The organism is Gaiella sp., from assembly GCF_057140465.1.
In genome coordinates, this window is the sequence record NZ_DBNHWK010000047.1 from 1 (window position 1) to 25015 (window position 25015).

General features: G+C 72.4%; 26 protein-coding genes and 2 pseudogenes. 16 read left to right on the forward strand and 12 right to left on the reverse strand.

Features of this window, described 5'->3' with window-relative positions; translation table 11 throughout:
• The first annotated feature begins 302 nt into the window (after positions 1–302).
• A complete protein-coding gene (locus AC162C_RS06600) occupies positions 303–908 on the forward strand; it encodes a peptidoglycan-binding domain-containing protein (RefSeq protein ID WP_462973452.1) in 606 nt (201 codons plus the stop codon).
• Between the two features lie 3 nt (positions 909–911).
• On the opposite strand, the gene AC162C_RS06605 is transcribed toward AC162C_RS06600, so the two are convergent.
• A complete protein-coding gene (locus AC162C_RS06605) occupies positions 912–1922 on the reverse strand; it encodes a hypothetical protein (protein WP_484096866.1) in 1011 nt (336 codons plus the stop codon).
• 73 nt (positions 1923–1995) lie between these two features.
• Here AC162C_RS06605 and AC162C_RS06610 point away from each other — a divergent pair, with 73 nt between their 5' ends.
• A complete protein-coding gene (locus AC162C_RS06610) occupies positions 1996–3105 on the forward strand; it encodes an alcohol dehydrogenase catalytic domain-containing protein (protein WP_484096867.1) in 1110 nt (369 codons plus the stop codon).
• 22 nt (positions 3106–3127) lie between these two features.
• Here AC162C_RS06610 and AC162C_RS06615 read toward each other — a convergent pair whose 3' ends face one another.
• From AC162C_RS06615 to AC162C_RS06630, 4 genes and pseudogenes are all read right to left on the reverse strand, one after another.
• The gene (locus AC162C_RS06615) at positions 3128–3799 is read right to left on the reverse strand and encodes an FCD domain-containing protein (RefSeq protein WP_484096868.1); all 672 of its coding nucleotides are present in this window, start codon (positions 3797–3799) and stop codon (positions 3128–3130) included.
• Between the two features lie 42 nt (positions 3800–3841).
• Positions 3842–3997 (reverse strand): annotated as a pseudogene (locus AC162C_RS06620) (GntR family transcriptional regulator); the annotation flags it as partial.
• 58 nt (positions 3998–4055) lie between these two features.
• Positions 4056–5243 carry an acyl-CoA dehydrogenase family protein gene (locus AC162C_RS06625; RefSeq protein ID WP_462973456.1) on the reverse strand — a complete coding sequence of 396 codons (1188 nt, stop codon included), beginning with the start codon at positions 5241–5243 and terminating at the stop codon, positions 4056–4058.
• 131 nt (positions 5244–5374) lie between these two features.
• Positions 5375–5608 carry a hypothetical protein gene (locus tag AC162C_RS06630; RefSeq protein ID WP_484096869.1) on the reverse strand — a complete coding sequence of 78 codons (234 nt, stop codon included), beginning with the start codon at positions 5606–5608 and terminating at the stop codon, positions 5375–5377.
• A 107-nt stretch (positions 5609–5715) separates the two neighbouring features.
• Here AC162C_RS06630 and AC162C_RS06635 point away from each other — a divergent pair, with 107 nt between their 5' ends.
• Both AC162C_RS06635 and AC162C_RS06640 read left to right on the forward strand, forming a co-directional pair.
• The gene (locus AC162C_RS06635) at positions 5716–6261 is read left to right on the forward strand and encodes a MarR family winged helix-turn-helix transcriptional regulator (protein ID WP_484096870.1); all 546 of its coding nucleotides are present in this window, start codon (positions 5716–5718) and stop codon (positions 6259–6261) included.
• 39 nt (positions 6262–6300) lie between these two features.
• Positions 6301–6696, forward strand: a complete 396-nt coding sequence (locus AC162C_RS06640; protein ID WP_484096871.1) for a hypothetical protein — start codon at positions 6301–6303, stop codon at positions 6694–6696.
• Here AC162C_RS06640 and AC162C_RS06645 read toward each other — a convergent pair.
• Positions 6688–7740 (reverse strand): YihY/virulence factor BrkB family protein, encoded by a 1053-nt coding sequence (locus tag AC162C_RS06645; protein ID WP_484096872.1) that lies wholly within the window; start codon positions 7738–7740, stop codon positions 6688–6690. The two genes, AC162C_RS06640 and AC162C_RS06645, sit on opposite strands and share 9 nt — an antisense overlap.
• Before the next feature lie 101 nt (positions 7741–7841).
• Here AC162C_RS06645 and thrS point away from each other — a divergent pair, with 101 nt between their 5' ends.
• The 5 genes and pseudogenes from thrS (at position 7842) to AC162C_RS06670 (ending at position 11857) form a co-directional block, all read left to right on the forward strand.
• The gene (gene thrS, locus AC162C_RS06650) at positions 7842–9752 is read left to right on the forward strand and encodes a threonine--tRNA ligase (protein WP_462973461.1); all 1911 of its coding nucleotides are present in this window, start codon (positions 7842–7844) and stop codon (positions 9750–9752) included.
• A gap of 223 nt (positions 9753–9975) precedes the next feature.
• Entirely contained in the window at positions 9976–10662 is a 687-nt protein-coding gene (infC, locus tag AC162C_RS06655; protein WP_462973462.1) for a translation initiation factor IF-3, read from the forward strand.
• A pseudogene (locus AC162C_RS06660) lies at positions 10604–10738 on the forward strand (large ribosomal subunit protein bL35); the annotation flags it as partial. The gene infC and the pseudogene AC162C_RS06660, both read left to right, overlap by 59 nt.
• Before the next feature lie 4 nt (positions 10739–10742).
• On the forward strand, positions 10743–11108 hold the full coding sequence (gene rplT, locus AC162C_RS06665; RefSeq protein ID WP_484096873.1) for a 50S ribosomal protein L20: 366 nt from the start codon (positions 10743–10745) through the stop codon (positions 11106–11108).
• Between the two features lie 101 nt (positions 11109–11209).
• Entirely contained in the window at positions 11210–11857 is a 648-nt protein-coding gene (locus tag AC162C_RS06670; RefSeq protein ID WP_484096874.1) for a TrmH family RNA methyltransferase, read from the forward strand.
• Here AC162C_RS06670 and AC162C_RS06675 read toward each other — a convergent pair.
• The 5 genes from AC162C_RS06675 to AC162C_RS06695 all read right to left on the reverse strand — a co-directional run bounded on the left by AC162C_RS06675 (position 11833) and on the right by AC162C_RS06695 (position 16079).
• Entirely contained in the window at positions 11833–11988 is a 156-nt protein-coding gene (locus AC162C_RS06675; protein ID WP_484096875.1) for a hypothetical protein, read from the reverse strand. The two genes, AC162C_RS06670 and AC162C_RS06675, sit on opposite strands and share 25 nt — an antisense overlap.
• Before the next feature lie 169 nt (positions 11989–12157).
• Entirely contained in the window at positions 12158–14044 is a 1887-nt protein-coding gene (locus tag AC162C_RS06680; protein WP_484096876.1) for a DUF2207 family protein, read from the reverse strand.
• A 2-nt stretch (positions 14045–14046) separates the two neighbouring features.
• Complete coding sequence (locus tag AC162C_RS06685) at positions 14047–14619, reverse strand: LemA family protein (RefSeq protein WP_462973467.1); 573 nt, start codon at positions 14617–14619, stop codon at positions 14047–14049.
• 9 nt (positions 14620–14628) lie between these two features.
• Positions 14629–15384 (reverse strand): class I SAM-dependent methyltransferase, encoded by a 756-nt coding sequence (locus tag AC162C_RS06690; RefSeq protein WP_484096877.1) that lies wholly within the window; start codon positions 15382–15384, stop codon positions 14629–14631.
• A complete protein-coding gene (locus AC162C_RS06695; protein WP_484096923.1) occupies positions 15381–16079 on the reverse strand; it encodes a class I SAM-dependent methyltransferase in 699 nt (232 codons plus the stop codon). The genes AC162C_RS06690 and AC162C_RS06695 overlap by 4 nt, the downstream gene beginning before the upstream one ends.
• An 80-nt stretch (positions 16080–16159) precedes the next feature.
• Here AC162C_RS06695 and pheS point away from each other — a divergent pair, with 80 nt between their 5' ends.
• Positions 16160–17155, forward strand: a complete 996-nt coding sequence (gene pheS, locus AC162C_RS06700; RefSeq protein WP_462973470.1) for a phenylalanine--tRNA ligase subunit alpha — start codon at positions 16160–16162, stop codon at positions 17153–17155.
• Positions 17155–19449 (forward strand): phenylalanine--tRNA ligase subunit beta, encoded by a 2295-nt coding sequence (gene pheT, locus AC162C_RS06705; RefSeq protein ID WP_484096878.1) that lies wholly within the window; start codon positions 17155–17157, stop codon positions 19447–19449. Before pheS ends, pheT begins: the two co-directional genes overlap by 1 nt.
• Positions 19450–19462: 13 nt before the next feature.
• Here the strand turns inward: pheT and AC162C_RS06710 are convergent, their stop codons facing one another.
• A complete protein-coding gene (locus tag AC162C_RS06710) occupies positions 19463–20104 on the reverse strand; it encodes a hypothetical protein (RefSeq protein WP_484096879.1) in 642 nt (213 codons plus the stop codon).
• Positions 20105–20229: 125 nt separating this feature from the next.
• On the opposite strand from AC162C_RS06710, the gene AC162C_RS06715 reads away from it, so the two are divergent.
• The 5 genes from AC162C_RS06715 (at position 20230) to hisC (ending at position 24990) form a co-directional block, all read left to right on the forward strand.
• Positions 20230–21516, forward strand: a complete 1287-nt coding sequence (locus AC162C_RS06715) for a dihydrolipoamide acetyltransferase family protein (protein WP_484096880.1) — start codon at positions 20230–20232, stop codon at positions 21514–21516.
• 8 nt (positions 21517–21524) lie between these two features.
• Positions 21525–22028, forward strand: coding sequence for an N-acetyltransferase family protein (locus tag AC162C_RS06720; RefSeq protein ID WP_484096881.1), 504 nt, complete (start codon positions 21525–21527; stop codon positions 22026–22028).
• Between the two features lie 38 nt (positions 22029–22066).
• Positions 22067–23458, forward strand: a complete 1392-nt coding sequence (gene lpdA / locus AC162C_RS06725; protein ID WP_484096882.1) for a dihydrolipoyl dehydrogenase — start codon at positions 22067–22069, stop codon at positions 23456–23458.
• 66 nt (positions 23459–23524) lie between these two features.
• Positions 23525–23851 carry a hypothetical protein gene (locus AC162C_RS06730; protein ID WP_484096883.1) on the forward strand — a complete coding sequence of 109 codons (327 nt, stop codon included), beginning with the start codon at positions 23525–23527 and terminating at the stop codon, positions 23849–23851.
• Positions 23848–24990, forward strand: coding sequence for a histidinol-phosphate transaminase (hisC, locus tag AC162C_RS06735; RefSeq protein ID WP_484096884.1), 1143 nt, complete (start codon positions 23848–23850; stop codon positions 24988–24990). The genes AC162C_RS06730 and hisC overlap by 4 nt, the downstream gene beginning before the upstream one ends.
• Positions 24991–25015 lie beyond the last annotated feature (25 nt).

The window sequence follows — 25015 nt, forward strand, 5'->3', positions numbered from 1 at the left end:
CTGACACGGGCCCGGTGCGAGGAGGGCTCCCTGAGCGACGAGTACCTCCGTGACCTCGCGGACGTGCGCACGTACGTGATCGAGGGGGGCAAGCTCTACCTCGACGTGATGGCGGACGTCGGGACGCTCCGGCACGGCCAGGGCTGAGGCGACCGACGGAGGCCTCGCCCGCGTCGACGCCCGGCGGCGAGCCGCGCGAGACGGCCCCGTGTGCCCGCCGCGCCGGCCCGACGGCACGGCGTCCCGCTCGTCCGTCGCCGTGCCGACTGGTCGCCGGCGCTCGGGGACGGTAGCGTGCAGGTATGAACGACGAGCGCGACGACCTCGTCACGCCCGGTGACGAGGACGACTGGTTCGCGGTCCCGGGGACGGACTTCTCCGAGCCCGAGACGATCGTGTGGGAGGACAGCGAGCCTCCCCCGCCGCCGTCGCCGCGACGCCGCCCGCCGGTCGGCCCGTGGGTCGCGATCGTCGCCCTCGTCGCCGCGATCGCCCTCATCGTCGGCGGCGTGCTCGTCGCGCAGGCGCTGACGGACTCGGACACGGATCAGGCGGGCTCGGAGACGACCGTGACGGCACCGACGACGACCTCCGAGACGACGACCGCTCCGGAGACGACGACGACGCCGACGGACACGACGCCGTCGACCTCGCCCACCACTCCGACCGGCGACACGACGGTGCCGCAGGGCGTCACGCTCCGCCCCGGCGACAGCGGCACCGAGGTCCAGGCGCTGCAGCAGGCCCTGAAGACCGTCGGCTACGACCCGGGTGCGATCGACGGCGACTACGGCCCCGCCACCCAGGCTGCGGTCGTCGCCTTCCAGACGGCAGAGGGGCTCTCGGCGGACGGGGTCGCCGGCCCCGAGACGCTGACGGCGCTCGCGGCGGCACTCGCGACGGGCTGAGTCTCAGCTGCGGTCGGCGCGCCGTTCGACGAGCACCGCGTTGAGCGACGCGGCCAGCTCCATCGTGCGCCCGGTGAGGAAGAAGCCGAACAGGAGCCCGGCGGCGACGCCGAGCACCCCGTACGCCTCTTCCTTCCGGTCGAGCCAGGGGAAGAGGACGAGCGCGTAGAAGACGTGGAGCGCTGCGAATCCACCACCGAACAGGATCGCTCCGGGCAGCAGGTCGACCCACCGACGAGCGGCGTGGGGGAGGAGCCACGCGGACATCGCCAGCCAGTAGGCGGGCAGCACGAGCAGGAGGGCGAGCCCGAGCGCCAGTCCCGTCGTGTCGCCGAGCGAGGCCTTGAGGGGCGACATCGCCTGCGCCGCCACGACGGCGGCCGCCGTCAGGCCGAGGAACCCGAGCGTCGGTGCGAGCGGCCTCGTGAACGCGGGGGCGTGGACGCGCCAGGCGAGCGCCGAGACGACGCGCAGCGTCCGCAGCAGTAGGAACGTCTCGTAGAGCACGAGCGTGCCCGAGACGACGAGCGCGATCACCCGGCCGAGGCCCGTAATCGCTCCCGATGCGTCGGCGATCGAGTCCGCGAAGTATCCGACGATCCCGGCGGTCTCCAGCACCTCGCTCGGCTCGGTCGCCGACGCGTCGGCGTAGGTGCCGAGGGCGGCGACGAGGAAGAAGCCGAGCGGCAGGAAGAGGATGAAGATGCGGTAGGCGATCGCCGCCGCGAGGACGCTGCCGGCGATCGACGCGTCACGGCGTCCGACCCGCCACGCGATCTCGGCGACCCGGCCGAACGGGCCCCAGGAGACGGCGCGCTGGAGAAGTCCGACGCCGCGCGCCGCCGTCCGCGACGCGCGTGTGTCGCGGACGGGTCGGGCCGAGAGCTCGTCGAGCGCGGCGGCGAGGGACAGGGCGTCGGGGTCGTCGGACAGGCGCTCCGCGGCGGGTGCGCGCGCCGCTCCCGGCGTGCCCTCCGCGTCCACGCCCGTCGTCTCCGTCGCTCGATCGTCCATTCTCGGTTGTGCTCCGAGCCGCGCGTGCACGCTCGACTACGATCGACGGTATCCGACCCGGAGGAGATCACGCATGAAGACCCGTGCCGCCGTGCTCGAGGAGTTCGGCAAGCCCCTCGTCGTGCAGGAGGTCGACCTCGAGGAGCCCCGTGCGGGGGAAGTCCTCGTGCGCCTCGTCGCGTGTGGGGTCTGCCACACGGACCTGTATGCCGCGTCGGGTGCCGACCCGACGGGGTACGCGCCGTGTGTCCTGGGGCACGAAGGGGCCGGTGTGGTCGAGCGGGTTGGCCCCGGCGTCACGCTCGTCGAGCCGGGGGATCACGTCGTGACGTTGTTCGCACCGGAGTGCGGCGAGTGCGTCCACTGCCGGAGCCCCCGTACGAACCGCTGCGTCGCGATCCGCGATCAGCAGGGCCTCGGCTACCTCCCCGACGGGAGCACGCGCTTCTCCAGGAACGGAGAGCCGCTACGCCATTTCATGGGGACGTCGACGTTCGCCGAGCACACGGTGATGCCGGAGATCGCGCTCGCGAAGGTCGATCCTGCAGCGCCGCTCGAGGGGTGTGCGCCCTTCGCGTGCGGCCTCTCGACGGGCATCGGCGCCGCGCTCTACACCGCGCGGGTCGAGCCGGGTGCGACCTGCGCGGTCTTCGGGTGCGGTCTCGTCGGGCTCGGTGCGGTGATCGGCTGCCGCCTCGCGGGTGCGGGCCGGATCATCGCCGTCGACCTCTCGGACGAGCGGCTCGAGATGGCGCGTCATCACGGCGCGACCGACACGCTGACGGCGGGCGACGGCATCGTCGACTGGATCCGCTCCGAGACCGACGGCTTCGGGGTGGACTTCACGTTCGAGGCGACCGGAAACGTCACCGTCATGCGCCAGGCCGTCGAGGCGGCGCGGGAGGCGTGGGGCCTGGCGACCATCGCCGGGGTGGCCGGCAAGGGGGAGACGCTCGACATCGTCCCGCGGCTGCTGATCACGGGGCGTCGCGTCACCGGGTCGTCCTTCGGCGGGGTGAAGGGGCGGACGCAGGTCCCGCAGTTCGTGCGCCGCTGGCTCGACGGGGAGATCGACGTCGAGTCGCTGATCAGCCACCACCTGTCGCTCGACGAGGTGAACCGCGGGTTCGACCTCATGGAGGCGCAGGACGGGATCCGCAGCGTGATCGTCTTCCCGGGGTAGGCCGCCCGCCTGCGCGGGGCGGTCAGGCCGCCTGCTTGCGCCGCGCGGCCGACGTGCTGCGCTTCGCCCGTGGGGGCCGCGCGAAGACCACCGCCGGAACCTCGGAACGGGTGGCCACCACGAACCGGAGCCGCTTGCGGCGAAGGTGCTTCTCGAAGGCCTCGATGCCGTCCTCGTCGTCCGGCGCGAAGTAGACGTGCCGCCCGTCGCGCAGCCACTGCTCTTCGAGCTCGGTCCAGGTCATGTTGTCGGTATCGGTGGCCGGTGCTGGTCTCCCGTACCCCTTCCGGGGGTGCCGGGAGATGCACGCTCGGGGTGCGAGGGAGCCGCGGAGACGCTCGAGCGCCCGCCCGCAGTGTGCGTCCTGGAGCGCCACGACCGCCTCGACGATCGCGTCGCGGGCGCGGTCGGCCTCGGCGGCCTTGCCGGGCAGCGAGGAGTAGAGGGCCCGGTGGGCCTCGGTCGAGTCCCAGAGCTGGTCGAGCAGACGGACGAGTGGACGGCTCCGCGCGAGCGCGTGGAGCGCGTCGTGGAACGCGAGGTTGGCGTCGAGTCGGCCGGCGAGATCGCCCCGGCCGGCCGCAGCGCGGCACGCTCGGCCGGCGTCGCGCAGGCGCGCGAGATCGGCGTCCGCGGCGAGCGGGACGCCGCGTCGGATCGCCTCGGTCTCGAGCAGGCGCCGCGGCGCGTACACGTCCTCGAGGTCGGTGACGTCGAGCTCCGTGACGACGCAGCCCCGCCGCGGCCGATACGTGACGGGACCCTCCCCCGCCAGGCCGCGCAGCGCCTCGCGCAGCGGGATCAGGCTGACGGCGATGCGCTCCGCCCACGGCTCCCGGCTGATCCGTTGCCCCGGGCGCAGCTCTCCCTCGAGGATGGCGGCCCGGAGCTTCTCGGCAGCGCGGTGCTACGCGGTTGGACGAGCGGGCGCCTCGGCCGCCACGTCGCCTCTACCGGAACGCCGGCTGACCGGTGACCGCGTGCCCGACGACGAGGGTGTGCACCTCGTGCGTCCCCTCGTAGGTGAGCACCGACTCGAGGTTGTTCATGTGGCGGATCACCGGGTACTCGAGCGTGACGCCGTTCGCCCCGAGCACGGAGCGAGCGCTCCGGCAGACGTCGAGCGCACCGCGCACGTTGCCCAGCTTGCCGAGCGAGACGTGCTCGGGGCGCAACGTCCCGGCGTCCTTCATGCGGCCGAGGTGGAGCGCGACGAGGCCCGCCCGGTTCACTTCGAGGGCCATCTCGGCCAGCTTCTGCTGGGTCAGCTGATACGCGGAGATCGGCTTGCCGAAGACGATGCGCTCCTTCGCATACTCGAGCGCCGCCTCGAAGCACGCACGTCCGGCACCGACCGACCCCCAGACGATGCCGTAGCGCGCCTCGTTCAGGCAGGAGAGGGGGCCACGGAGCGAGCGGATCTCCGGGAACACGTTCTCGTCGGGCACCCGCACGTCCTGGAGCACGAGCTCCGACGTCACCGACGCGCGAAGCGAGATCTTCTTGTGGATCTCCGGCGCGCTGAACCCGGGCATGTCCTTCTCGACGAGGAACCCGCGGATCTCGTCGTCGTCGGTCCTGGCCCACACGACGGCGACGTCCGCGATCGTGCCGTTCGTGATCCACATCTTCGCCCCGTTCAGGACCCAGTCGCCGCCCTCGCGGTGCGCGTGCGTGCGCATCGAGCCGGGATCCGAGCCGGCGTCCGGCTCGGTGAGGCCGAAGCAGCCGATCGCCTCCCCGGTGTGCATGGCCGGAAGCCAGCGCTCCTTCTGCTCCTCGGAGCCCCAGCGCCAGATCGCATACATCGCCAGCGACCCCTGGACGGACACGGCGCTGCGGACGCCCGAATCGCCGGCCTCGAGCTCGAGGCACGTGAGGCCGTAGGCGACGGCGCTCGCCCCGGGCAGCCCGTAGCCGTCGAGGTGCATGCCGAACAGCCCGAGCTTCGCGAGCTCGGTCATCACCTCGCGGGGAAGCTCACCGCGCTCGAACCAGTCCCCGACCTCGGGCAGCACGTGCTCGCGCACGAACTGGCGCACGGTGTCGCGGATCGCGCGCTCCTCCTCGTCGAGCAGCGCGTCGAGAGCGAGGTAGTCGAGCGGGTCGAGGGCGGGGAGCTCGGTCTGGACAGCCACGGGAACCTCCGGTCGAAGACGGGAATCGCGTGGCGAAAGTCTAAAGACCGCTGCTCTACGCGCACCGGATGAACGAGGCCCCCGACTCGCCGGGGGCCTCGGTGTGGAGTCGATGGATACGGGCGGAGCCTCTACGCGCACCGTGCGAGCGAGGCCCCCGACTCGCCGGGGGCCTCGGTGTGGACTGGGGTGATCTCGATCGCCGGGCGCAGCCCCGCGACGAGGGGCGCGACGACGCGCCGCGCGACGGAGGCGACCCGCGTGACGGGTGTGTCGCCGTCGGCCCACGCCGGCCCAACCCGGAGGCTCGCCATGCGGGCGGCAGCGACCTCGCGGCGGATCTCGATGTCGGTCGGTTCGTACACGGTAGCCTCCTTCTTTCGATCACAAGTATCTCGGTATCAAGAAGCTTGACCGAAAGGTAGCACGAAAGACTCTTGACGTCAAGAGTCTTTTGAGTGAGAATTGACCCATGTCCCGAAGAGACCCAGTACCGCCCGACGTGATCGACGAGCGTCTCGTCGTATGGGGCCGTGAGATGCCCGGTCTCGACCTCGAGGTCGAGGGCATCGTCGAGCGGCTGTACCGCCTCGGCCGACACCTCGAGCGGACCCACGAGGAGACGCTCGAGCGATTCGGCATCAGCTGGGGTGAGTTCCGCGTGCTCGGCGTGCTTCGCTATGAGGGGTCGCCGTACCGTGCCTCGCCGGGCAAGCTCTCATCGATCTGCGAGCTCTCGAGCGGTGGGATGACGGCGCGCCTCGACAAGATGGAGCGGGCGGGGCTCGTGCAGAGGCAGCCGGATCCGAACGATCGCCGCGGGGTGCTCGTCGAGCTCACCGACACCGGCTCCCGGCTCTGGCAGGAGGCGGTGGCGGCACAGGCCGAGCGGGAGCAGGCGTTCGCCGCCGCGCTGACGCAAGCCGAGCAGCACGAGCTCAACGACCTCCTGCGGCGGCTCTCCTTCGGCCTGGGCGTCGGTGCGGCCGGGAAGCCGGCGGCCGCGACGGCCGCCTGACCCCGTCGTCCCGCCGGCGCCCCTCGCTACGGTGTCCGGATGGCCGGGATCCGGAGGCTGATCGGCGTCTACGACGCCGAGGGGACGTTCCGCGGCGAGGTCACGTACGTCGTCGGGAGGATGCTCGGTCGGCGTCACTGCGCGCTCTGCGAGATCACGCACGGGTGGTCGCCGCTCGAGAAGCGCTCGTCGCGAGCGTGCCGCTCCGGGCTCCCCGTCCCATTCGACCTCCTGCACCTCGACGAGCGGCCGCCGGTGATCGCCGATGCGACGGAGGGGAAGGCACCCGTCGTGCTCGCCGAGACCGATGCCGGTCTCGTCGAGCTCCTCGACAGGGACGCGCTGGAGGCGCTCGACGGGGACCCGGAGCGGCTCGTCGGAGCGGTGGAGGAGGCGGCGGCGCTGGCCGGGCTCGCCTTCGCGGGCTCAGAGTGATACGCGCCCCGGAGGCTTCTCCGGCGGCGTGCTGGCGTCCGTGTCGGCGTGCTCGTCGTCGAGCGTGCGCCCCTCCCGCTCGTCCGGGTGGACGAAGAGCCCGATGACCGCCCGCTTGACCTGCTCCCCGATCGGGTCGCCCGGGCCGCCGGGAGGGAGCGCCCACGCGGCCGCGAAGGCGGCACCCGCCAGCAGCGCCGTGGCGTAGAGGTAGACGGTGTACAGGAACACGAGCGCCGCGGCGAGGGATCCGTAGACGACCGACAGCTGCGTGACCTTGCTGAAGAGGAAGAACGAGAGCAGCGAGATCCCGAACATCAGGAGCGCCGTCACGAGCGAGCCCGCGAGGGCTGCGCGGAACCGGGGTCGGCCTGCCGGGACGAACCGGTAGAGCAGCATCACGATGATCATCGAGAGCACGACCGGGACGCTGTTGCGACTGAAGAAGCCGACGAGGCCCTCGCCGACGCCGAGCCAGTCGGCGAACCGCTGGGCCACGCTGAACACGAGCTGCACCGCGAGGTTCAGCCCCACCACGAGGAGCACGAGGACGCCGACGCTGATCACGAGCACGAAGTCGACGAGCTTCCCGCGCGCCGCCGGCCGGGAGCGCTCGACCCCCATCGCCGTCTCGAGGCCGATCCGGATCGCGGCCATCATCCCCGTCGCCCCCCAGGCGAAGACGAGGAGCGAGAGCAGCCCGAACGCGCTCGCCGGGCTGGCGATCCGCGTGACCGCGTTCGTGACGTCCCGCTCGCCCTGCTCCGACACGGGCAGGCGGTCGAGGATCGCCGCGATCACGTCCTCCCGGATCGCATCGTTCGTGAGCACGAGCCCGAAGATCGAGACGAGGATGATCGCGAGGGGCGCGAGCGAGAACAGCACGCGGTACGCGATCCCGGCGGCGTGCTGGGGCAGGCGGCGGGCGAAGTACATCTCGATCGTGACGGGGACGACGCCGAGCAGCCGGCGCAGGATCGCGATCGGCCAGAGCAGGAGGCGCTTCGGCCACGAACGCGGCCTGGGGCCGGTGGGGACGTCCACGCGGCCAGTCTAGGGGGCGGTCCGGTGCCGTCGGCGCCGACCTCGTCCCCCGCGCGCGTCGACCGGGCGAGGAGGACGCGACCGCGTCTATCCTGCGCCGCGTGAAGGTCCTGCTCCCGGACGAGACCGAGCTCGAGCTCCCGGACGGCTCGACCGCGCTCGACGCAGCGCGGGCGATCGGGCCGCGCCTCGCCGAGCAGGCGGTGCTCGCGCGCGTCGACGGCGAGCCCCGCGACCTGCGGTTGCCGCTCCCCGACGGCGCGCGGCTCCAGCTGCTCACGACCCGCGATCGCGAGGACCCCGACGCCCTCGCGGTGCTGCGCCACTCGAGCGCGCACCTCCTCGCGGAGGCCGTCCGGCGCCTGCACCCCGGTGTCAAGGTCGCGATCGGGCCGGCGATCGAGAACGGCTTCTACTACGACTTCGAGTTCCCCGCGCCGATCCACGAGAGCGACCTCACGGCGATCGAGGACGAGATACGACGCGAGATCGCGGAGGGACGCGCCTGGGTGCGGTCGGAGATCGGCCTCGACGAGGCGCGCGCGCTCTTCGCCGCCGAGGCGGAGCCGTACAAGGTCGAGCTCGTCGAAGCGGCCGAGGGCGAGCTCTCCCTGTACACGCAGGGCGAGTTCACCGACCTCTGCCGCGGCCCGCACCTCCAGGACGCCTCGCCGATCAAGGCCGTCAAGCTCACCGGGCTCGCGGGCGCGTACTGGCGCGGCGACGAGCGGAACACGCAGCTGACGCGCATCTACGGCACGGCGTTCTACACGCAGTCCGACCTCGACGCGTACCTCGACGCCCTCGAGCAGGCGCGCGCGCGCGACCACCGCCGCCTCGGGCCGCAGCTCGACCTCTTCCACCTCGCCGATGCGTCACCCGGATCGCCCTTCTGGCATCCGAAAGGGATGGTCGTCTGGAACGTGCTCGAGGACATCCGGCGCAGCGAGAACGCCCGCCGCGGGTACCTCGAGGTGAAGACGCCCCTCATCTACGACCGGAGCGTCTGGGAGACCTCCGGGCACTGGGAGAAGTTCCGCGAGAACATGTACCTCGTCGCCGGGGAGGGCGAGGAGCCGCATGCGGGCCTGAAGCCGATGAACTGCCCCGGGCACATGCTCCTCTTCGGGAGCCAGCTCCGCAGCTACCGCGAGTTGCCGCTGCGCCTCGCGGAGTCGTCGACGCTCCACCGCAACGAGCTCGCGGGGACGTTGCACGGCCTCCTGCGCGTGCGGCACGTGACCCAGGACGACGCCCACATCTTCTGCACGCGCGAGCAGATCGAGGACGAGATCTTCGGCTGCCTCGACTACGTCGCGTTCCTCTACGAGCTGTTCGGCATGGAGGCGCGGTTCGAGCTCTCCACCCGCCCCGACGACAAGCTCGGCTCGGACGACGAGTGGGACTTCACGGAACAGGCGCTCCGCGCGGCGCTCGAGCGGCGCGGGCTCGCCTACGACGTCGGCGAGGGAGAGGGGGCGTTCTACGGCCCGAAGATCGACCTGCACATGACGGACGTCCTCGGTCGCGCCTGGCAGATGGGGACGATCCAGCTCGATGCCCAGATGCCGTCGCGCTTCGGCCTCACGTACATGGGGGCCGACAACCAGGAGCACACGCCGTACGTCATCCACCGGGCGCTGCTCGGATCGCTCGAGCGCTTCATGGGCATCCTCATCGAGCACTACGCGGGCGCGTTCCCGCTCTGGCTCGCTCCCGTGCAGCTCGCGGTGCTGCCGGTCGCCGACACCCACGGCGAGCCTGCCCGCGCCCTCGCCGCGCGGGTGGAGGAAGCCGGCTTCCGGGTCGAGGTCGACGACCGCGACGAGACCCTCGGGCGCCGGATCCGGGACGCGGAGCTGGCGAAGATCCCGTACGTCGTCGTCTGGGGCGACCGCGAGAGCGAGGACGCGCTCGCAGTGCGCACGCGCGGCACGGGACAGGCGACGATGTCGCTCGCGGCCCTCCTGGCGGCGTTCGCCGCACAGACGCCGGCCTCCCTCGCCTCGTAGGTCGCGGCCCCGGGCCGGCCGCCACGGTCGCGCGTGACACCTGCTACGCTCGTACCCTGCAAAGCAGGGACGGCATCGCCCCTCACCCCGCCGGCGCAGGTCGCGCGAGGTTCAACCGAGTCGACACGACGAGGTCCGGTGCCGCTGTCCTGCAGCGGCGAAGTTGTTGGCACCACTGCACTGTCGTTGAACAGGAGGATCGAGTCGGCTTGGTGAACGGCCTTTGAGACCGCGGCGACGTCCCGACGACCGGACGAAGCCCGTCGTCCACCAGGATCGGATCAACGAGGCGATCCGCGTGCCGCGGGTCAGGCTCGTCGACGAGAAGGGTGGGCAGATCGGGATCACGCCCACGAAGGAGGCGCTCGAGTACGCGTTCAGCAAGAACCTCGACCTCGTCGAGGTCGCTGCGAACGCCGACCCTCCCGTGGCGCGGGTCATGGACTACGGGAAATGGCGCTACGAGCAGGAGCAGCGGGCCAAGCAGGCGAGAAAGCACCAGTCGCAGATCCACGTCAAGGAGATCAAGTTCAGGCCGAAGATCGGCGATCACGACTACGAGACGAAGAAGGGTCACGTCGTCCGCTTCCTCAACCAGCGGGCGAAGGTGAAGGTGACGATCATGTTCCGGGGGCGGGAGAACCTCCATCCGGAGCGGGGTCGGATGCTCCTCGACCGTCTCGCCGAGGACGTCCAGGACATCGGGCAGATCGAGCAGATGCCCACCCTCGATGGACGGAACATGGTCATGCTGCTCGGGCCGACGAAGAACGCAGGAGTGAAGCGCGATGCCGAAGGTGAAGACAGCGAGCGGGGCGAAGAAGCGGTTCAAGGTGACCGGCGCGGGAAAGCTCAAGCGCCGGCACGCGATGAAGAGCCACAACCTCGAGAAGAAGTCGTCGAAGCGTAGGCGCGGCTTCCGCAAGAGCCACGACGTCGCCAAGAGCGACACGTCGTCGGTCATGAAGCTGCTCGGGAGGAGGTAGGGCGATGCCTCGCGTGAAGCGCTCCGTCCATGCGCGCAAGAAGCGCCGCAAGGTGCTCGATCAGGCGAAGGGGTACTACGGGCTCAAGAAGTCGCACTACCGCTACGCGAAGGAGCAGGTCGACAAGTCGCTCGTCTACGCCTACCGCGACCGGAAGAACCGGAAGCGCACGTTCCGCTCGCTCTGGATCGTGCGCATCAACGCCGCGGCGCGGGCGAACGGCCTCTCCTACAACCAGTTGATGCACGGGCTCGGCAAGGCGGGGATCGAGCTCGACCGCAAGTCGCTCGCCGACCTCGCGGTCAGCGACCCCGCCGCGTTCACCGCCGTCGCCGAGCGGGCGAAGGCCGCGCTCGCCGACGCGGCCTAGGGCGCCCGACCCGGTGGTGGCCCGGGGTCGCCGGCCCATGGGCCCGACGGAGCGGCTCCGCCGTCGTCCGTGACGTGATCACCTCGCGTGACAACGAGCGTGTGAAGCGTGTCCGGAAGCTCCTCGCCGGTCGCAAGCACCGTGACGAGACGGGCCTCTTCGCCTGTGAGGGCGAGGACCTCGTCGAGGCGGCGCACCGGGCGGGCGTGGAGCCGGTCGACCTCCTGATCGCGGGCGAGAACGTCGACCCCGCCGTGCTCGCGCCCGTCTCGACGCTGCCGCACCCCGCGCGGGTGATCGGGGTGTTCCCGCGCTCCGCCCTCCCGTGCGAGCCGCGGCCCGTGTGGGTCGGCCTCTGGCAGCTGTCCGACCCGGGCAACGTCGGCGCCCTCATCCGCTCGGCCGACGCGTTCGGGGCCTGCGTCGCGCTCTCGGCCGGGTGCGCCGACCCGCTGGCGCCGAAGGCACTGCGGGCCTCGGCTGGAGCGATCTTCCGGGTGCCGATCGTCCCCTGGGACGCGATGCCGGAACGCCGGGTCGCGCTCGTCTCGCACGGCGGCGCCCCGCTCCGGGAGGTCGACCTCACGCCGCCCGTGGCGATGCTCGTCGGCGCCGAGCGCGCTGGGCTCCCGGACGCGCTCGTGGCGACGTGCGAGACGGCGACGATCCCGCTGCCCGGGGACGCCGAGTCGCTGAACGTCGCCGCCGCCGGTGCGATCGCGCTCTACGAGCTCTCGCGGCGCTCCTGAGCCCGCTTCGCCTCGAGCTCGGCGAGGCCCTTGGCGACGAGCTCGCGAGCCCGGCGCAGGCGCTCACCCGCTTCGATGCGGTACCGGCGCCATGCCTCGATCTCCTCAGGCGTCCTCTTCCTCGTGCTCATCGTCTCCTCCACCGAGCAGCTGTACGAGCCGCTCGAGCTCGGCGCGGATCTCACCGAGGATGCCCGAGCGCGACCAGCCATTCCTCGCGCCCGATCACATTCGTGGCCGCAGAGCAAGCGTGCCTGCCGGTGGGTCGACCCGAAGGCGTCCGACGGGGACAGCTCGACGTCACCAGGCGCCCCCGCCGCCTCCTCCTCCGCCTCCTCCGCCGCCGCCGGAGAACCCGCCCCCGCCGCCGCCGGAGCCGGAGGAGGGCGGAGCGAGTGCAGAGCCGAAGCCCGACGAGAGGTCACCGATCGACAAGGACGACGCGCCCGCGCCGAGGTCGGCCGACGGCGAGATCCAGAAGATCGAGCTCGCGTCGGCCAGCTCCTCCGGCATGTGCAGATGGGCGGCCTGCAGCACGCGGTCGGCGATGCCGAAGGCGATCCCGTACACGAGGTACCGCTCCCACAGCGCGAGCGTCGCGGGCGGCGCCTCGTCGAGGCGCGGGAAGTCCGTCAGGTAGCGGCGGAACGCCTCCCAGCGCTGTGACTCGACGATCGCGTCGCGGGTCCGGCGCCGCCAGAGGCGGCGGCGCGCGAGCGCGAGGACGACGAGCGCGAGGTTGACGAACGACGCGACCGCGAGCGCGAGCAGCACGACGTCGCCCCAGCGCGGGTAGACGGCGCGCCAGCCGTCGATCGCTCGCCATGCCGTCACCGCCCCGAGGGCGGCGAAGACGAGCGCGCCGAGGAGGAGCGGCACGACCCCGCCCGAGACGAACCAGCGGCGACGCTCGACCTCCACGTCGACGTGCTCCCGGAAGGAGGTGAACCGCTCGGACATCTCCTCCCGCTCGGCTTCGATCCGTTCCCGGAAGCGCGAGAGCCGCTCGCTGCTCCCGCCGAGCACGTCGTCGACGACGTTCGCCACGTCCCGCTCCCACGGCGTGAGGGTCTCCCCGCGCTCGCCGAGGGAGAGCTCGAGGTCGTGGACACGCTCCGTTCGCAGCCCGCCCCAGATCGGCCGCTCGGTCGTCGCCGCCACGGATCGGTAGACGCCACGGCGGATGAGGTCGAACAGCGTGGCGGTGAACTCGAACGATCCGGCACCGCCGCCCTCGCTGAGGAGGATCGGCACGAGCGCGGGCTCGGTGTCCGTCGGCGGCTCCTGCTCGTACTCGCGGTCGTCGCCCGTCCGGTGCTCTCGGCCGAACGTCACGTAGACGACCGCGATCAGGAGCAGCGCGGGCACGGTGCCGAGGAGCAGGACGATCAGCGCACTGCGCCCCGGGTGTGCGAGCGCATCGTCGATCCGCTCGCGGTCGTGCTCGTAGGCACGCGCATCGCTCAGCTCCTCCGCCGTGATCAGGGGGAGGCCGTCACCGGGCTCGACCGTCGCCCCGGCCGTCGAGGTGAAGGCCTCGCGCGGGTACAGCGCGCGGAGCTCCACGTACTGACCCGCCGGGACGTCGAGCGCGCGCAGGTCGGCGGAGCGCCCCCGCAGCGTCACGTCGCCGCGCACCCAGACCGGGTGCCCCCAGGCGCGGACCACGGCCCCCGGGCCCGTCATCGTCGCGGTCAGCGAGCCCAGCGACTGCTGCCACTCGTCGCCCCAGACCTTGAGGTTGACGTCGACGACGTCGTCGTAGGCGACCGCGAGCCCGGTCATCCGGTAGCGGATCTCGAACGTCCGGCTCTCCTCCGCCGCGCGGAAGTGCCAGACGACGCGCGCGTCGCCGCCGACGCGCGTGACGCCGAAGGTGCCCGCGGCGTCGTCGCAGCCGAGCTCGACGCAGCCCCCCGGACGGTACGCACGCCCGTTCTCGAGCACGAGGACGTCGCCGATCGCCTCGTCCCGGCGCAGGAGGATGTCGCGGTAGGCGCCGCTGAACGTCCCCGAAAAGGCGAAGGTGATGCGCTCGGAAACCTGCAGCGAGCCGTCGTCGGCGACACGCACCTGCACGTTCGCGTCGGGCAACGTGTACGACTTCGCCCCGGCGAGCCCCGGGAGGGCGAGCGCCGCAAGCGCGGCGGCGAGGGCGACGACCGTCGTCCGGCGCCGCGGGCGCACGCTCAGCTCGCAGGCGTCCCGGGCGTGAAGCTGACCTGCGGCGGCTCGCGTTGCGCGTCGTCGGTCTCGAAGAACTCGCGCGCGGCGAACCCGAACGGCCCCGCGAGCACGACGCCGGGGAACGTCTGGATCGCGTTGTTGTAGGTGAGCACGCTGTCGTTGTAGACCTGACGCGAGATCGCGATCCGGTTCTCCGTCTCCGTCAGCTCGCCCTGCAGTTGCCGGAAGTTCTCGTCCGCCTGCAGCTCCGGATAGGCCTCGGCGACGGCGAACAGCCGACCGAGGGCCTGGCCGAGGATGCCCTCCGCCTGGGCGGCCTCCGCCGGGGTGCGTGCCTGCTGTGCCGCCGTGCGCGCGCTCGTGACCGCCTCGAACGTGCCGCGCTCGTGCGCGGCGTATCCCTTCACCGTCTCGACGAGGTTCGGGATCAGGTCCCAACGCCGCTTGAGCTGGACCTCGATCTGCGCCCACGCGTTGTCGACGCGGTTCCGCAACCGGACGAACCGGTTGTAGAGCGTGATCACGGTGATCACGGCGAGGCCGACGAGCACGAGGATCACGATCAGCCAGACCACGGCTCGACTCTACTCGATCCGCGTCGCGTCGTCGCCCGTCGTGCTGCAGACCCAGATCATGTCCTCGCCGCCCGCGTAGGGGCGGCGGTCGAACCACCCGTACAGCGCCTCGATCGCGAGCCCGGCCTCCTCGATCAGGGTCTCCCACTCCTCGCGGTCGAGCCAGTGCAGCGTGAACGACACCGTCGCGTCCCCTGCACGGACCGTGAGCTCGAGCGTCCGCGACGGCTCGTCCCACACGGCCCGCTCGTCGATCCCCGGCTCGCGCTCGAGCCACCGCCCGTGCGTCTCCTCGATGTCCTCGCGCGACGGCGCGAACACGTCGAAGACGAAGCGGCCGCCGGGCGCGAGGAGACCGGCGGCGGCGCGCAGCGCACGCAGCTTCTCCCGCTCGTCCTCCAGGTGCAGCAGCGAGCGAAAGGGACAGACGACGAGCGGGACCCGCTCGGCGACCGGGGGCGTCCGGAGGTCGCCCAGGCGGAGGTCGACGTCGTGCGCGACGCCTTCGCGCTCGGCGTATGCGCGCGCGACCTCGAGCATCCCCGGCGACTGATCGACGCCGATCACCGGGATCCCGGCCACGGCGATCGGGATTGCGATCCGGCCCGTGCCGACGGCGAGCTCGACGACGGGGCCGCCCGACGCGACGGCCTCCCTCACGTAGAAGCCGACGTCCTCGGTGACGGAGACGGACCAGGGGTCGTAGAAGGACGCGATCGCGTCGTAGAGCGGGGCCGTGCGGTGAACGTCCGGCTCGGCGGTCACGCGCGCCCCGGTTCGGGACGACGCGCCACGCACACGAACTCGCGGCTCCCTTCGTCGAACGCCCGCCGGTCGAACCAGCCGTAGAGCGTCTCGAGCTCGAGGCCCGACACGTCGAGCAGCCCCGCCCACTCGGACGGGGAGACCCACCACAGCGAGAACGCCGGCCCCGCCTCGAGCGTGACGTCGATCCGGCAGTCGGCCGGCGCGTAGTCCACCCGATGGCGGATCCCGTGCTCCTCCCTCCACACGCCGTCGATCTCCACCGCCACGGCGGGGTCGAAGACGAAGGCGTTCCAGGCGAAGCGGCCTCCGGGTCGCAGCGCGGCGGCGACACGCTCGAACACGATCCGTCGGTCGGCCCAGGTCGGGAGGTGGAGGAGCGAGCGGAACGGACAGATGACGAGTGCCGCCGGCTCGTCCAGCGCGAGCGCGCGCATGTCCCCGAGGCGCAGATCGAGGTCGACGCGTGCCGCCTGCGCCCGGCGCCGGGCCTCGGCCAGCATCGCGGGAGAGGCGTCGATCCCGATCACCCGGCGGCCGATCGCCTCGGCGACGGGGATCGCGACCCGGCCCGTGCCGACCGCGAGCTCGACGACCGGGCCGTTCGCCTCGCGCGCGAGCGACACGTAGAAGTCGACGTCCTCGGTCATGTCGGCCGCCCAGTCGTCGTAGATCGCCGCCATCGGGTCGTACATGCTCACGCCGCGATTCAACCACCGACGACGACCGCGAGGCGCCGTCCGGCCTGCGCGCGGAGGAGGTACCCTCGCGGGCCATGGATGTCGAAGCGCTGCAGCGCGAGGCGCTCGCCGCGGTCGCGGCGGCGTCGTCGGTCGACGAGATCGACGTCGTGCGCGTCGACTACCTCGGGCGCAAGAGCGCCCTCAAGCTCGCCCTGCGCGAGGTCCGCGACCGCGAGACGGGGATCGCGCTGAACGCGGCCCGCGTCACGATCGAGCAGGCGGTCGAGAGCCGCACGGCAGAGCTCGAGCGCGCCGAGCTGGACCGACGCCTGACCGGGGAGCAGGTGGACGTGACGCTCCCCGTCGACGCGTATCGACGGGGCCGACTGCACCTGATCACGCAGATCCGACGCGAGGTCGAGGACGTCTTCCTCGGCCTCGGCTACCGCGTCGTCGACGGTCGAGAGGTGGAGACGACGCGCTACAACTTCGACGGGCTCAACTTCCCGGCCGGGCATCCGGCGCGCTCGCCCTTGCACTCGCTGTTCCTCGACGAGCAGCGCGTCCTGCGCACCGAGACCTCGCCCTCGCAGGTCCGCACGATGGAGGCGGAGCAGCCTCCGATCTACATGGTCTCGCTCGGGCGCGTGTATCGCCGTGACACGCCCGACGCCACACACTCCCCGATCTTCCACCAGGTCGAGGGGCTCGCCGTCGACGAGGGGATCACGCTCGGCGACCTCACCGGGACGCTCGACTTCCTGCTCCGGGCGCTCTTCGGCGCCGATCGGGGGACGGAGTTCCGCACCCACTACTTCCCCTTCACCGAGCCGTCGATCGAGGCATACGTCTCGTGCCACGTCTGCGACGGAGCCGGCTGCACGGTGTGCCGCCACTCCGGCTGGATCGAGGTCGGGGGTGCCGGCATGGTCGATCCGGCCGTCTTCGAGTTCGTCGGCTACGACCCCGAGCGGTACACCGGGTTCGCGTTCGGCTGGGGCCTCGAGCGGATCGCCATGCTCCGCCACGAGTTCCCCGATCTCCGCGAGCTCTGGCGCAACGACCTCCGGTTCACGAGGCAGTTCTGATGCGCGCGCCCCTGTCCTGGCTCCGCGAGTACGTGACGACGTCGGCGTCCGCGCACGAGATCGCGCGCCGTCTCTCGATCTCCGCACTCGAGGTCGACCGCGTGATCGAGGCGGGGGTGCCCGACGTCGAGGGCAACCTCGGGCTCCTGGTCGTCGGCCGGGTCGTGGCTGCAGAGCGCCACCCGAACGCCGACCGGCTCCAGCTCTGCCAGGTCGACGTCGGCAACCCCGAGCCGCAGCAGATCGTGTGCGGCGCCTGGAACTTCGACGTCGGGGCGACCGTCGCCGTGGGGCTCCCGGGCGTGCAGCTCCCCGGCTTCCCCGGCCCGCTCGAGGAGCGCGAGCTCCGCGGCCAGCTCTCGCGCGGGATGATCCTGGCCGAGGACGAGATCGGGCTCGGCGTCGACCACGCGGGCATCATGCTGCTCCCCGACGGCATCGAGCCGGGCACGCCGCTCGCCGACGTGCTCCCCGTCCACGACCAGGTGCTCGACGTGACGCCGACCATGAACCGGGTCGACCTGCTGTCGCTGGTCGGGCTCGCGCGGGAGGTGGCGGCGCTGACCGGGGGCGACCTCCATCCTCCGACGCCCGAGGATCCCGCGATCCGCCACCCGGAGATCGTCGACGTGGTCGTCGACGACCCGCACGGCTGCCCGCGGTACATCGGCCGCGTCTTCCGCGACGTCGCCGTCGGGCCCTCGCCGCAGTGGCTGCGCAGCCGGCTGCACCTCGCGGGCATGCGGTCGATCTCCAACGTCGTCGACGTCACGAACTACGTGATGCAGGTCTGGGGCAGCCCGCTGCACGCGTTCGACCGTGGGAAGCTCGCCGGCGGGAGGATCGTCGTACGCCGCGCCCACGCCGGGGAGGAGCTCCGGACGCTCGACGGCACGCTGCGGCGGCTCGACCCGAGCGACCTCATGATCACGGACGGCGAGCGGTCGGTCGCGCTCGGGGCGATCATGGGCGGGCTCGAGTCGGAGGTGGGCGAGGAGACGACGGAGGTCCTCCTGGAGGCCGCCAACTTCGAGCCGATCGGGATCCTCCGCACCTCGGAGCGGCTCGCGCTCCGCACCGACGGGTCGAACCGGTGGGAGAAGGGCGTCGACCCACACCTCGCCGAGCCCGCGGCCGTGCTCGCCAGCCGCCTCCTCGTCGACCTCGCCGGAGCAGAGCTGGTCGGCTCGGTCGACGTCCATCCGGGCCTCCCGGAGCGCCCAGTGGTGACGCTGCGGCCGGAGCGCGCGCGCCGCGTGATCGGCCTCGAGGTCGAGGACGAGGAGCAGCGCGCGATCCTCGAGCGGCTCGGGTACACGATCGGCGACGAGTGGACGGTCACCGTGCCGACGTGGCGGGCGCGCGACGTGGCCCGCGAGATCGACCTCGTCGAGGAGGTCGCTCGCGTCGTCCTCGACCGTGTCCCGGCCACGCTGCCGCTCCGGCGCGCCGTCGCCGGCCATCTCACGTCGGGGCAGCGCCTCCGGCGGCTCCTCGAGGACGTCCTCGTCGGCGCCGGGTTCTCCGAGGCCTACACCTGGAGCCTGACGCCGACGGACCCCGACCCCGAGGCGCTCCGGCTCCCCGACCCGATGAGCGGCGATCACGCCGTCCTGCGCACGACGCTCCTGCACGGCCTCGTCGACGCGGCCCGGGTCAACGTCGACGCGGGGAACGAGCAGATCGCCCTGTTCGAGCTCGCGCGGGTCTACCTCCCCGCCGGCGACGGCCTCCCCGACGAGCGGTGGCGTCTCGGCGGCATCACCGATCGCGGCTACGACGGCGCCCGCACGGCGGTCGAGGCGCTCTCCGCCGCTCTCCACCTGCCGCTCGAGCCACGGCGCACGACGACGCCGTCCCTCCATCCCGGCAAGGCGGCCGTGTTCGACGGCGGCTGGTTCGGCGAGCTCCATCCGGCGCTCCTCGAGGGAGCGTGGGGGGTGTTCGAGCTCGACGTCCAGGACCTGCTCGACCCCGTTCCCGAGCGCATCCTCTACGTGGACGTCGTCACCTACCCCGCCAACCGCCAGGACATCGCGGTCGTCGTGAGCCAGGAGGTCGAGGCGGGCGCGATCGTCGCCGCGGCCCGGGAGGCCGGTGGCACGGAGCTCCGCGAGGCGCGCGTCTTCGACGTCTACCACGGGGCGCAGGTCGGTCCGGGGGAGAAGTCCGTCGCCCTCCACCTCGTCTTCCAGTCGTCGGAGCGCACGATCGACGACGACGAGGCGAACGCGCTCCGTGATCGCATCGTGGCGTCGCTCGCCGAGCGCTTCGCGGCTCGGCTCCGTGGGTAGCGGCAGCGGCGCGCTAGAGGTTGCGCCCGTCGACGACCCAGACGGGGCCCTGGGTCGCGACGTGGCCCGTCTCCGAGAGCAGGCGCCGGAGCCGGACGGCCCCGCCGATGCCGTCGTCGTCGAGGCGCTCGAAGCAGCGCCGAGCCATCGCGGGCGACACGCCGTAGCCGGCGACACGGGCGCACCGGAACACGAACCCGACGACGCCCGGCTCGCGCGTCGGATTGAGCGGCGCGCAGCGGAGCGACGCGACGGGCAGGAGCTCGCTCGACTCGATGCGGAGCTCGCAGAGCAGGTCGCTCCAGTCGCGCGGGAGCGTCGCGAGCAGAGCGTCCCATTGCTCCGCAACGCCCTGCCCGACGTCGGACGCGACCGGGGCGACGAGATTCGTCTCGCCGGGCGTGAGCAGGCACCAGACGCGGTCGGCGTCGATCCGCGAGAAGAGGCGGCGCGCCGCTTCCGGCCCAGCTGCACCGCCCGCGCGCCGGACGTGGAAGACGAGGGCGTCGCCGACGCGTCCCGGGTTCATCGGGCTGAGCACCTGTGCGGCACGCGCGAGCTCGTTGGGCTGCTCCGTCGTCAGCGTCAGGCGGATGTCCTCCCACTCGCGCGGGAGGTTCGTCTCGATCGTCACCCATTGATCCACGAGCTTCACGACGGCGTCAGCATAATGACGCGCATGACGCAGGTCGACGGAGAGTCGCTGTCGACGGTGCCGTCGCGGGCGTGCACCGTCGCGACGGGCCCCCGGGAACGACACGCACCCGGCGCGGGAGCGGCGTGGCGGTAGCGGCCCCGACGGAGATCACCCTCCCGCGTCTCGGGCAGGGGATGGAGTCGGGGACGATCGTCCGCTGGCTGAAGCGAGAGGGCGACGCCGTCCGTGCGGGCGAGCCGCTCTACGAGCTCGACACCGACAAGGTGACCCAGGAGGTCGAAGCGGAGCTCGACGGCGTGCTCCTCACGATCCTCGTCTCGGAGGGCGAGGTGGACGTCGGGGAGCCGATCGCCGTGATCGGGCCGGCGTCTGGCACGGCGGAGGTCGCCGCGGAGCCGGAGACCGCTGCGGCGTCGGAGCCTGCCGCGGAGCCGGAGCCTGCCGCGGAGCCGGAGCCGGAGCCGGTTGCCGAGCCGGCGTCGCCCGCGGGCACGGCGGCCCCGCCTGCCGTCGCGCGCCCGGTGCCCGGCCCCGGGGAGCCCCGTCGGACCGACGGTCGCGTGAAGGCGTCGCCGCTCGCCCGGCGCATCGCCCGGGAGCGCGGCGTCGACCTCGCCGCCGTCCAGGGCACCGGGCCCGAGGGCAGGATCGTGGCGGGAGACGTCGAGCAGGCGGCCGTCGGGGCCGCGGCCCCGACGATCCCCATGCCGACCGGCGCCATCCAGGCCGAGGTCGAGGTCGTCCAGCTCACGTCGGTCCGCAAGACGATCGCGCGCCGTCTCACCGAGGCGTGGTCCGCCCCCGTCTTCCAGCTCGGCGTCTCCGCGGACATGACGGAGGTGCTGGCGCTGCGCGAGCGGCTGGTCGAGCGGCTCACGGAGGGCGACGTGAAGCCGACGGTGAACGACGTCGTCGTCAAGCTCGTCGCCGCCTCGCTCGTCCGCCACCCGGCGGTCAACGCGACCTTCGTCGAGGACGAGATCCATCGGTTCGCATCGGCCGACGTCGGTGTCGCCGTCGCCGCGCCCAACGGGCTCGTCGTCCCCGTGATCCGCGGTGCGGAGCGACTGACGATCCAGGAGATCGCCCGTGTGCGGGCCGACCTCGTCGGTCGGGCCCGTGAGGGCAAGCTGACGCTGCAGGACCTCGAGGGTGGGACGTTCTCGATCTCGAACCTCGGGATGTACGGCGTGGAGCGCTTCGTCGCCGTCCTCAACCCGCCGCAGGTGGCGATCCTCGCGGTGGGGGCCGTCACCGACCAGCCGGTGGTGGTGGACGGCGCCATCGACATCGCACCCGTCACCGAGCTCACGCTGACGTGCGACCACCGGGCGATCGACGGCGCCGACGGCGCGGAGTTCCTCCAGACCCTCGTCGGCCTCGTCGAGCACCCGGCGCTGGCGCTCTGAGGTCGGCCGTGGACGTCGTCCTGCGGGCAGGTGGCGTCCAGGACGTCCGTTTCCTCCGGGACATGCTCCACCACGCCTACTACTGGAAGGAGCGCTCGCCCGGCGCAGGGCCCGGGCCCGTACAGCTCTACGCGAAGGCGTGGGGGCGCCCGGGCGACACCGCGGTGGTCGCGATCGAGGACGGGTTTCCCGTCGGCGCAGCGTGGTACCGGCTCTTCACGCGCGAGCGGCCCGGGTACGGCTTCGTCGACGAGGCGACGCCGGAGCTGGCGATCGCCGTCGTGCCGAGCCGGCGCGGCCGCGGCATCGGCGGCGCGCTGCTCGCCGCACTCCTCGAGCGGGCGCGCGCCGACGGCCATCCGGCGGTCTCGCTCTGCGTCGACCGCCGCAACGCGGGTGCGATCGACGTCTACGAGCGCCGCGGGTTCGAGCCCGTGGCCGAGCACGACGACTGGCTGACGATGCGCCTGACGCTCACCGGTGGCGGCCCGCCGGCCGAGGGCGGCGGGTAGCATCGCCCGGGTCGAGCGAATCGAAGGGGTGAAGGGACATGGAGTGTGACGTCGTCGTCCTCGGCGGCGGCCCTGGCGGGTACACGGCGGCGATTCGGGCCGCCCAGCTCGGGGCGAACGTCGTCTGCGTCGAACGCGAGCCGGCGCTCGGGGGCACGTGCCTCCGCGTCGGGTGCGTCCCCACGAAGGCGTGGGTGCAGACGGCGCATGCGCTCCATGCCGCCCGGCACGTGAACGCGAAGCTCGGCGTCGTCACCCAGGAGCCGCACCTCGACTTCGCGGCGGCCGCGGCCTGGAAGGACGGCGTCGTCACGCAGATGACGGGCGGCGTCGCGGCCCTCTTCAAGGCCTTCGGGGTCACGTGGGCGAACGGCCACGGTCGCTTCACCGGCCCGAACACGCTCGCGGTGGAAGGCGGCGAGGAGATCACGTTCCGCTCGGCGATCGTCGCGACGGGGTCCTCCCCGATGCGCCCGCCGATCCCGGGCCTCGACTCCGCCCGCTGCGTCGACTCGACCGGCCTGCTGGCGCAGACGGAGCTGCCGCAGCGGCTCGTCGTCCTCGGTGGTGGGATCATCGGGTGCGAGTTCGCGTCGATCTTCGACCGGTTCGGGTCGAAGGTGACGATCGTCGAGATGCTGGACACGCTGATCCCGCAGGAGGACGACGACGCGGCCAAGGAGCTCGCCAAGCAGTTCAAGCGCCGCGGGATCGAGCTCCACCTCGGCTCCCAGTGCACCGCCGTGGACGACCTGGGATCGCACCTCGTCGTGCACGTGGGCGAGGGGACGACGGTCGAGTGCGACCTCATGCTGGTCTCGGTCGGCCGTGCGCCGGTCGTGCAGGACCTCGGGCTCGAGGCGCTCGGGCTCGCGGCCGATCCGCGCACCGGGATCGCCTCCGACGACACGATGCGGACGTCGCTCCCGCACGTGTTCGCCGTCGGAGACGTGGCCGGGCGATGGCAGCTCGCACACACCGCGTTCCGCGAGGGCGAGATCGCCGCCGAGAACGCGTTGGGTCACGACAGCCGCCTCGGCGACCCGGCCGTGCCGAGGCCGATCTTCACGGACCCGGAGATCGCGGGTGTCGGGCTCACCGAGCGACAGGCACGAGAGATCCACGGCGAGAACGTGGCCGTCGGGCAGTTCCCGTGGCTCGCGAACGCGCGCGCGGTGATGTCCGGGGAGACCGCGGGGTGGGTGAAGTCGATCCACGAGACGACCTACGGCGAGCTCCTCGGGCTCGTGATCGTCGGGCCGCACGCGACCGACCTGATCGAGGCGGGGGTCGTCGCCCTCGACGCGGAGGCGACGGTCGAGACGGTCGCGGACGGGATCGCTCCTCACCCGACGCTGTCCGAGGCCGTCAAGGAAGCGGGCCTCGTCGCGCTCGGGCGTGCGATCCATCTGCCGCCGAAGCGAAGGTGAGCGAGCCGTCGCCCAGAGGGGCGCAGAGCGCCCGGAGGGGCGCAGAGGTAGTAGGGTAGGAGGGCGGTGGCTTCCGTGTCTCGCAGAGCACTCCCCGCGTGGGTCGTCTGGTGGTTGCTCCGGCGACGCCTTCGGCGGTCGGATCACGCGATCGCAGCGGTCGGCGTCATCGGCCTCGACCTGCTCGGGCCTCGCGTCATTCGTCATCCCGCCGTCGTGACGGCGCTCGCCGTCACCGTCCTCGGCCTCGTCGTGCTCGCGATCGCCTGGCTGCTGCTGCGGCGACGTGGCGGGAGCGGCGGCGACTGGGGGCACGGCGAGCCCGAGTCGCCTCCCGCGCCGGAGCCGCCGGTCGTCCACGTCGACGAGCCCGCAGTGCCCGTCGGCGCGTGAGCCCGGTCTCGGGCGACGTCCCCTCCGGGGTGCTGCGCCACGCCCTCGACGGCCTCGTCCCGTACGAGCCCGGCAAGCCGGTGGAAGAGGTGCAGCGCGAGCTCGGGCTCGAGCGCGTCGTCAAGCTCGCGTCGAACGAGGGGCCGTTCGGGCCGTTCCCGGCCGCGGCCGCCGCGATCGAGCGGGCGACGGCAGAGCTCAACAGGTACCCGGACGGGGGGTGCTACCGCCTCCGCGCGGCGCTCTCCGAGCTCCACGACGTGCGGCTCGAGGAGGTCGCCGTGTGCGCGGGGGCGGATGCGGTGATCGGGTGCATCTGCCAGGCGACGCTCGACGTCGGAGACGAGGTCGTCACCGGCTGGCCGTCCTTCGTCAGCTACGTCATCGATCCCCTGAAGCTCGGCGCCGTCCCGGTGCGCGTCCCGCTCCGCGACGACCGCTTCGACCTCGACGCCCTCCTCGGGGCGATCACCGCGAGGACGAAGCTCGTCTTCATCGCGACGCCGAACAACCCGACCGGGACGATGACGTCGCGCGCGGAGCTCGACAGCTACTTCGACCGCGTCCCCGACCACGTGCTGACCGTCGTCGACCAGGCGTACTTCGAGTACATCGACGATCCCGCGTACCCGGACGCGATCGCCGAGTACGCGAAGCGCGGTCGCCAGGTGCTCGTGCTGCGCACGTTCTCGAAGATCTACGGCCTCGCGGGCCTGCGCGTCGGCTACGGCGTCGGCCCGGAGCCCGTGATCACGGCGATCGGCAAGGTCCGCCGCCCGTTCGACGTCGGGACGCCGGCCCAGGAGGCGGCACTCGCGAGCCTCGACGACACGGCCGAGCTCGCGCGGCGTCGCGCGGTCAACCGGGAGGCGATGACGGCGCTGCACCGCGTCCTCGCGGACGCCGGGTTCACCCCCGCCGGCCCCGCGGTCGCGAACTTCGTCTTCGTCGACGTGGGCGACGCCTCCGCGCTCGACGCGGCCTTGCTCCGCGAAGGGGTGATCGTGCGACCGATGGCGCCGTTCGGTGCCCCGGGCGCCCTCCGGATCACGGCCGGCACGCCGGAGGAGATGGAGGCGCTCGGAGGGGCGCTCCGGCGCATCGGGGCCGGCGCACAGGAACGCGAACCCCGATCGTGAAGCTGTCGTTGCGATGCGTCGACAC

Coding starts and splice junctions, on each gene's coding strand:
- pheS (WP_462973470.1), top strand. CDS start 16,160: ATGGATGTCGAAGCGCTGCAGCGCGAGGCGCTCGCCGCGGTCGCGGCG.
- AC162C_RS06640 (WP_484096871.1), top strand. CDS start 6,301: ATGGCCGGGATCCGGAGGCTGATCGGCGTCTACGACGCCGAGGGGACG.
- rplT (WP_484096873.1), top strand. CDS start 10,743: ATGCCTCGCGTGAAGCGCTCCGTCCATGCGCGCAAGAAGCGCCGCAAG.
- AC162C_RS06635 (WP_484096870.1), top strand. CDS start 5,716: ATGTCCCGAAGAGACCCAGTACCGCCCGACGTGATCGACGAGCGTCTC.
- pheT (WP_484096878.1), top strand. CDS start 17,155: ATGCGCGCGCCCCTGTCCTGGCTCCGCGAGTACGTGACGACGTCGGCG.
- AC162C_RS06605 (WP_484096866.1), bottom strand. CDS start 1,922: ATGGACGATCGAGCGACGGAGACGACGGGCGTGGACGCGGAGGGCACG.
- AC162C_RS06675 (WP_484096875.1), bottom strand. CDS start 11,988: ATGAGCACGAGGAAGAGGACGCCTGAGGAGATCGAGGCATGGCGCCGG.
- AC162C_RS06610 (WP_484096867.1), top strand. CDS start 1,996: ATGAAGACCCGTGCCGCCGTGCTCGAGGAGTTCGGCAAGCCCCTCGTC.
- lpdA (WP_484096882.1), top strand. CDS start 22,067: ATGGAGTGTGACGTCGTCGTCCTCGGCGGCGGCCCTGGCGGGTACACG.
- AC162C_RS06695 (WP_484096923.1), bottom strand. CDS start 16,079: ATGTACGACCCGATGGCGGCGATCTACGACGACTGGGCGGCCGACATG.
- AC162C_RS06600 (WP_462973452.1), top strand. CDS start 303: ATGAACGACGAGCGCGACGACCTCGTCACGCCCGGTGACGAGGACGAC.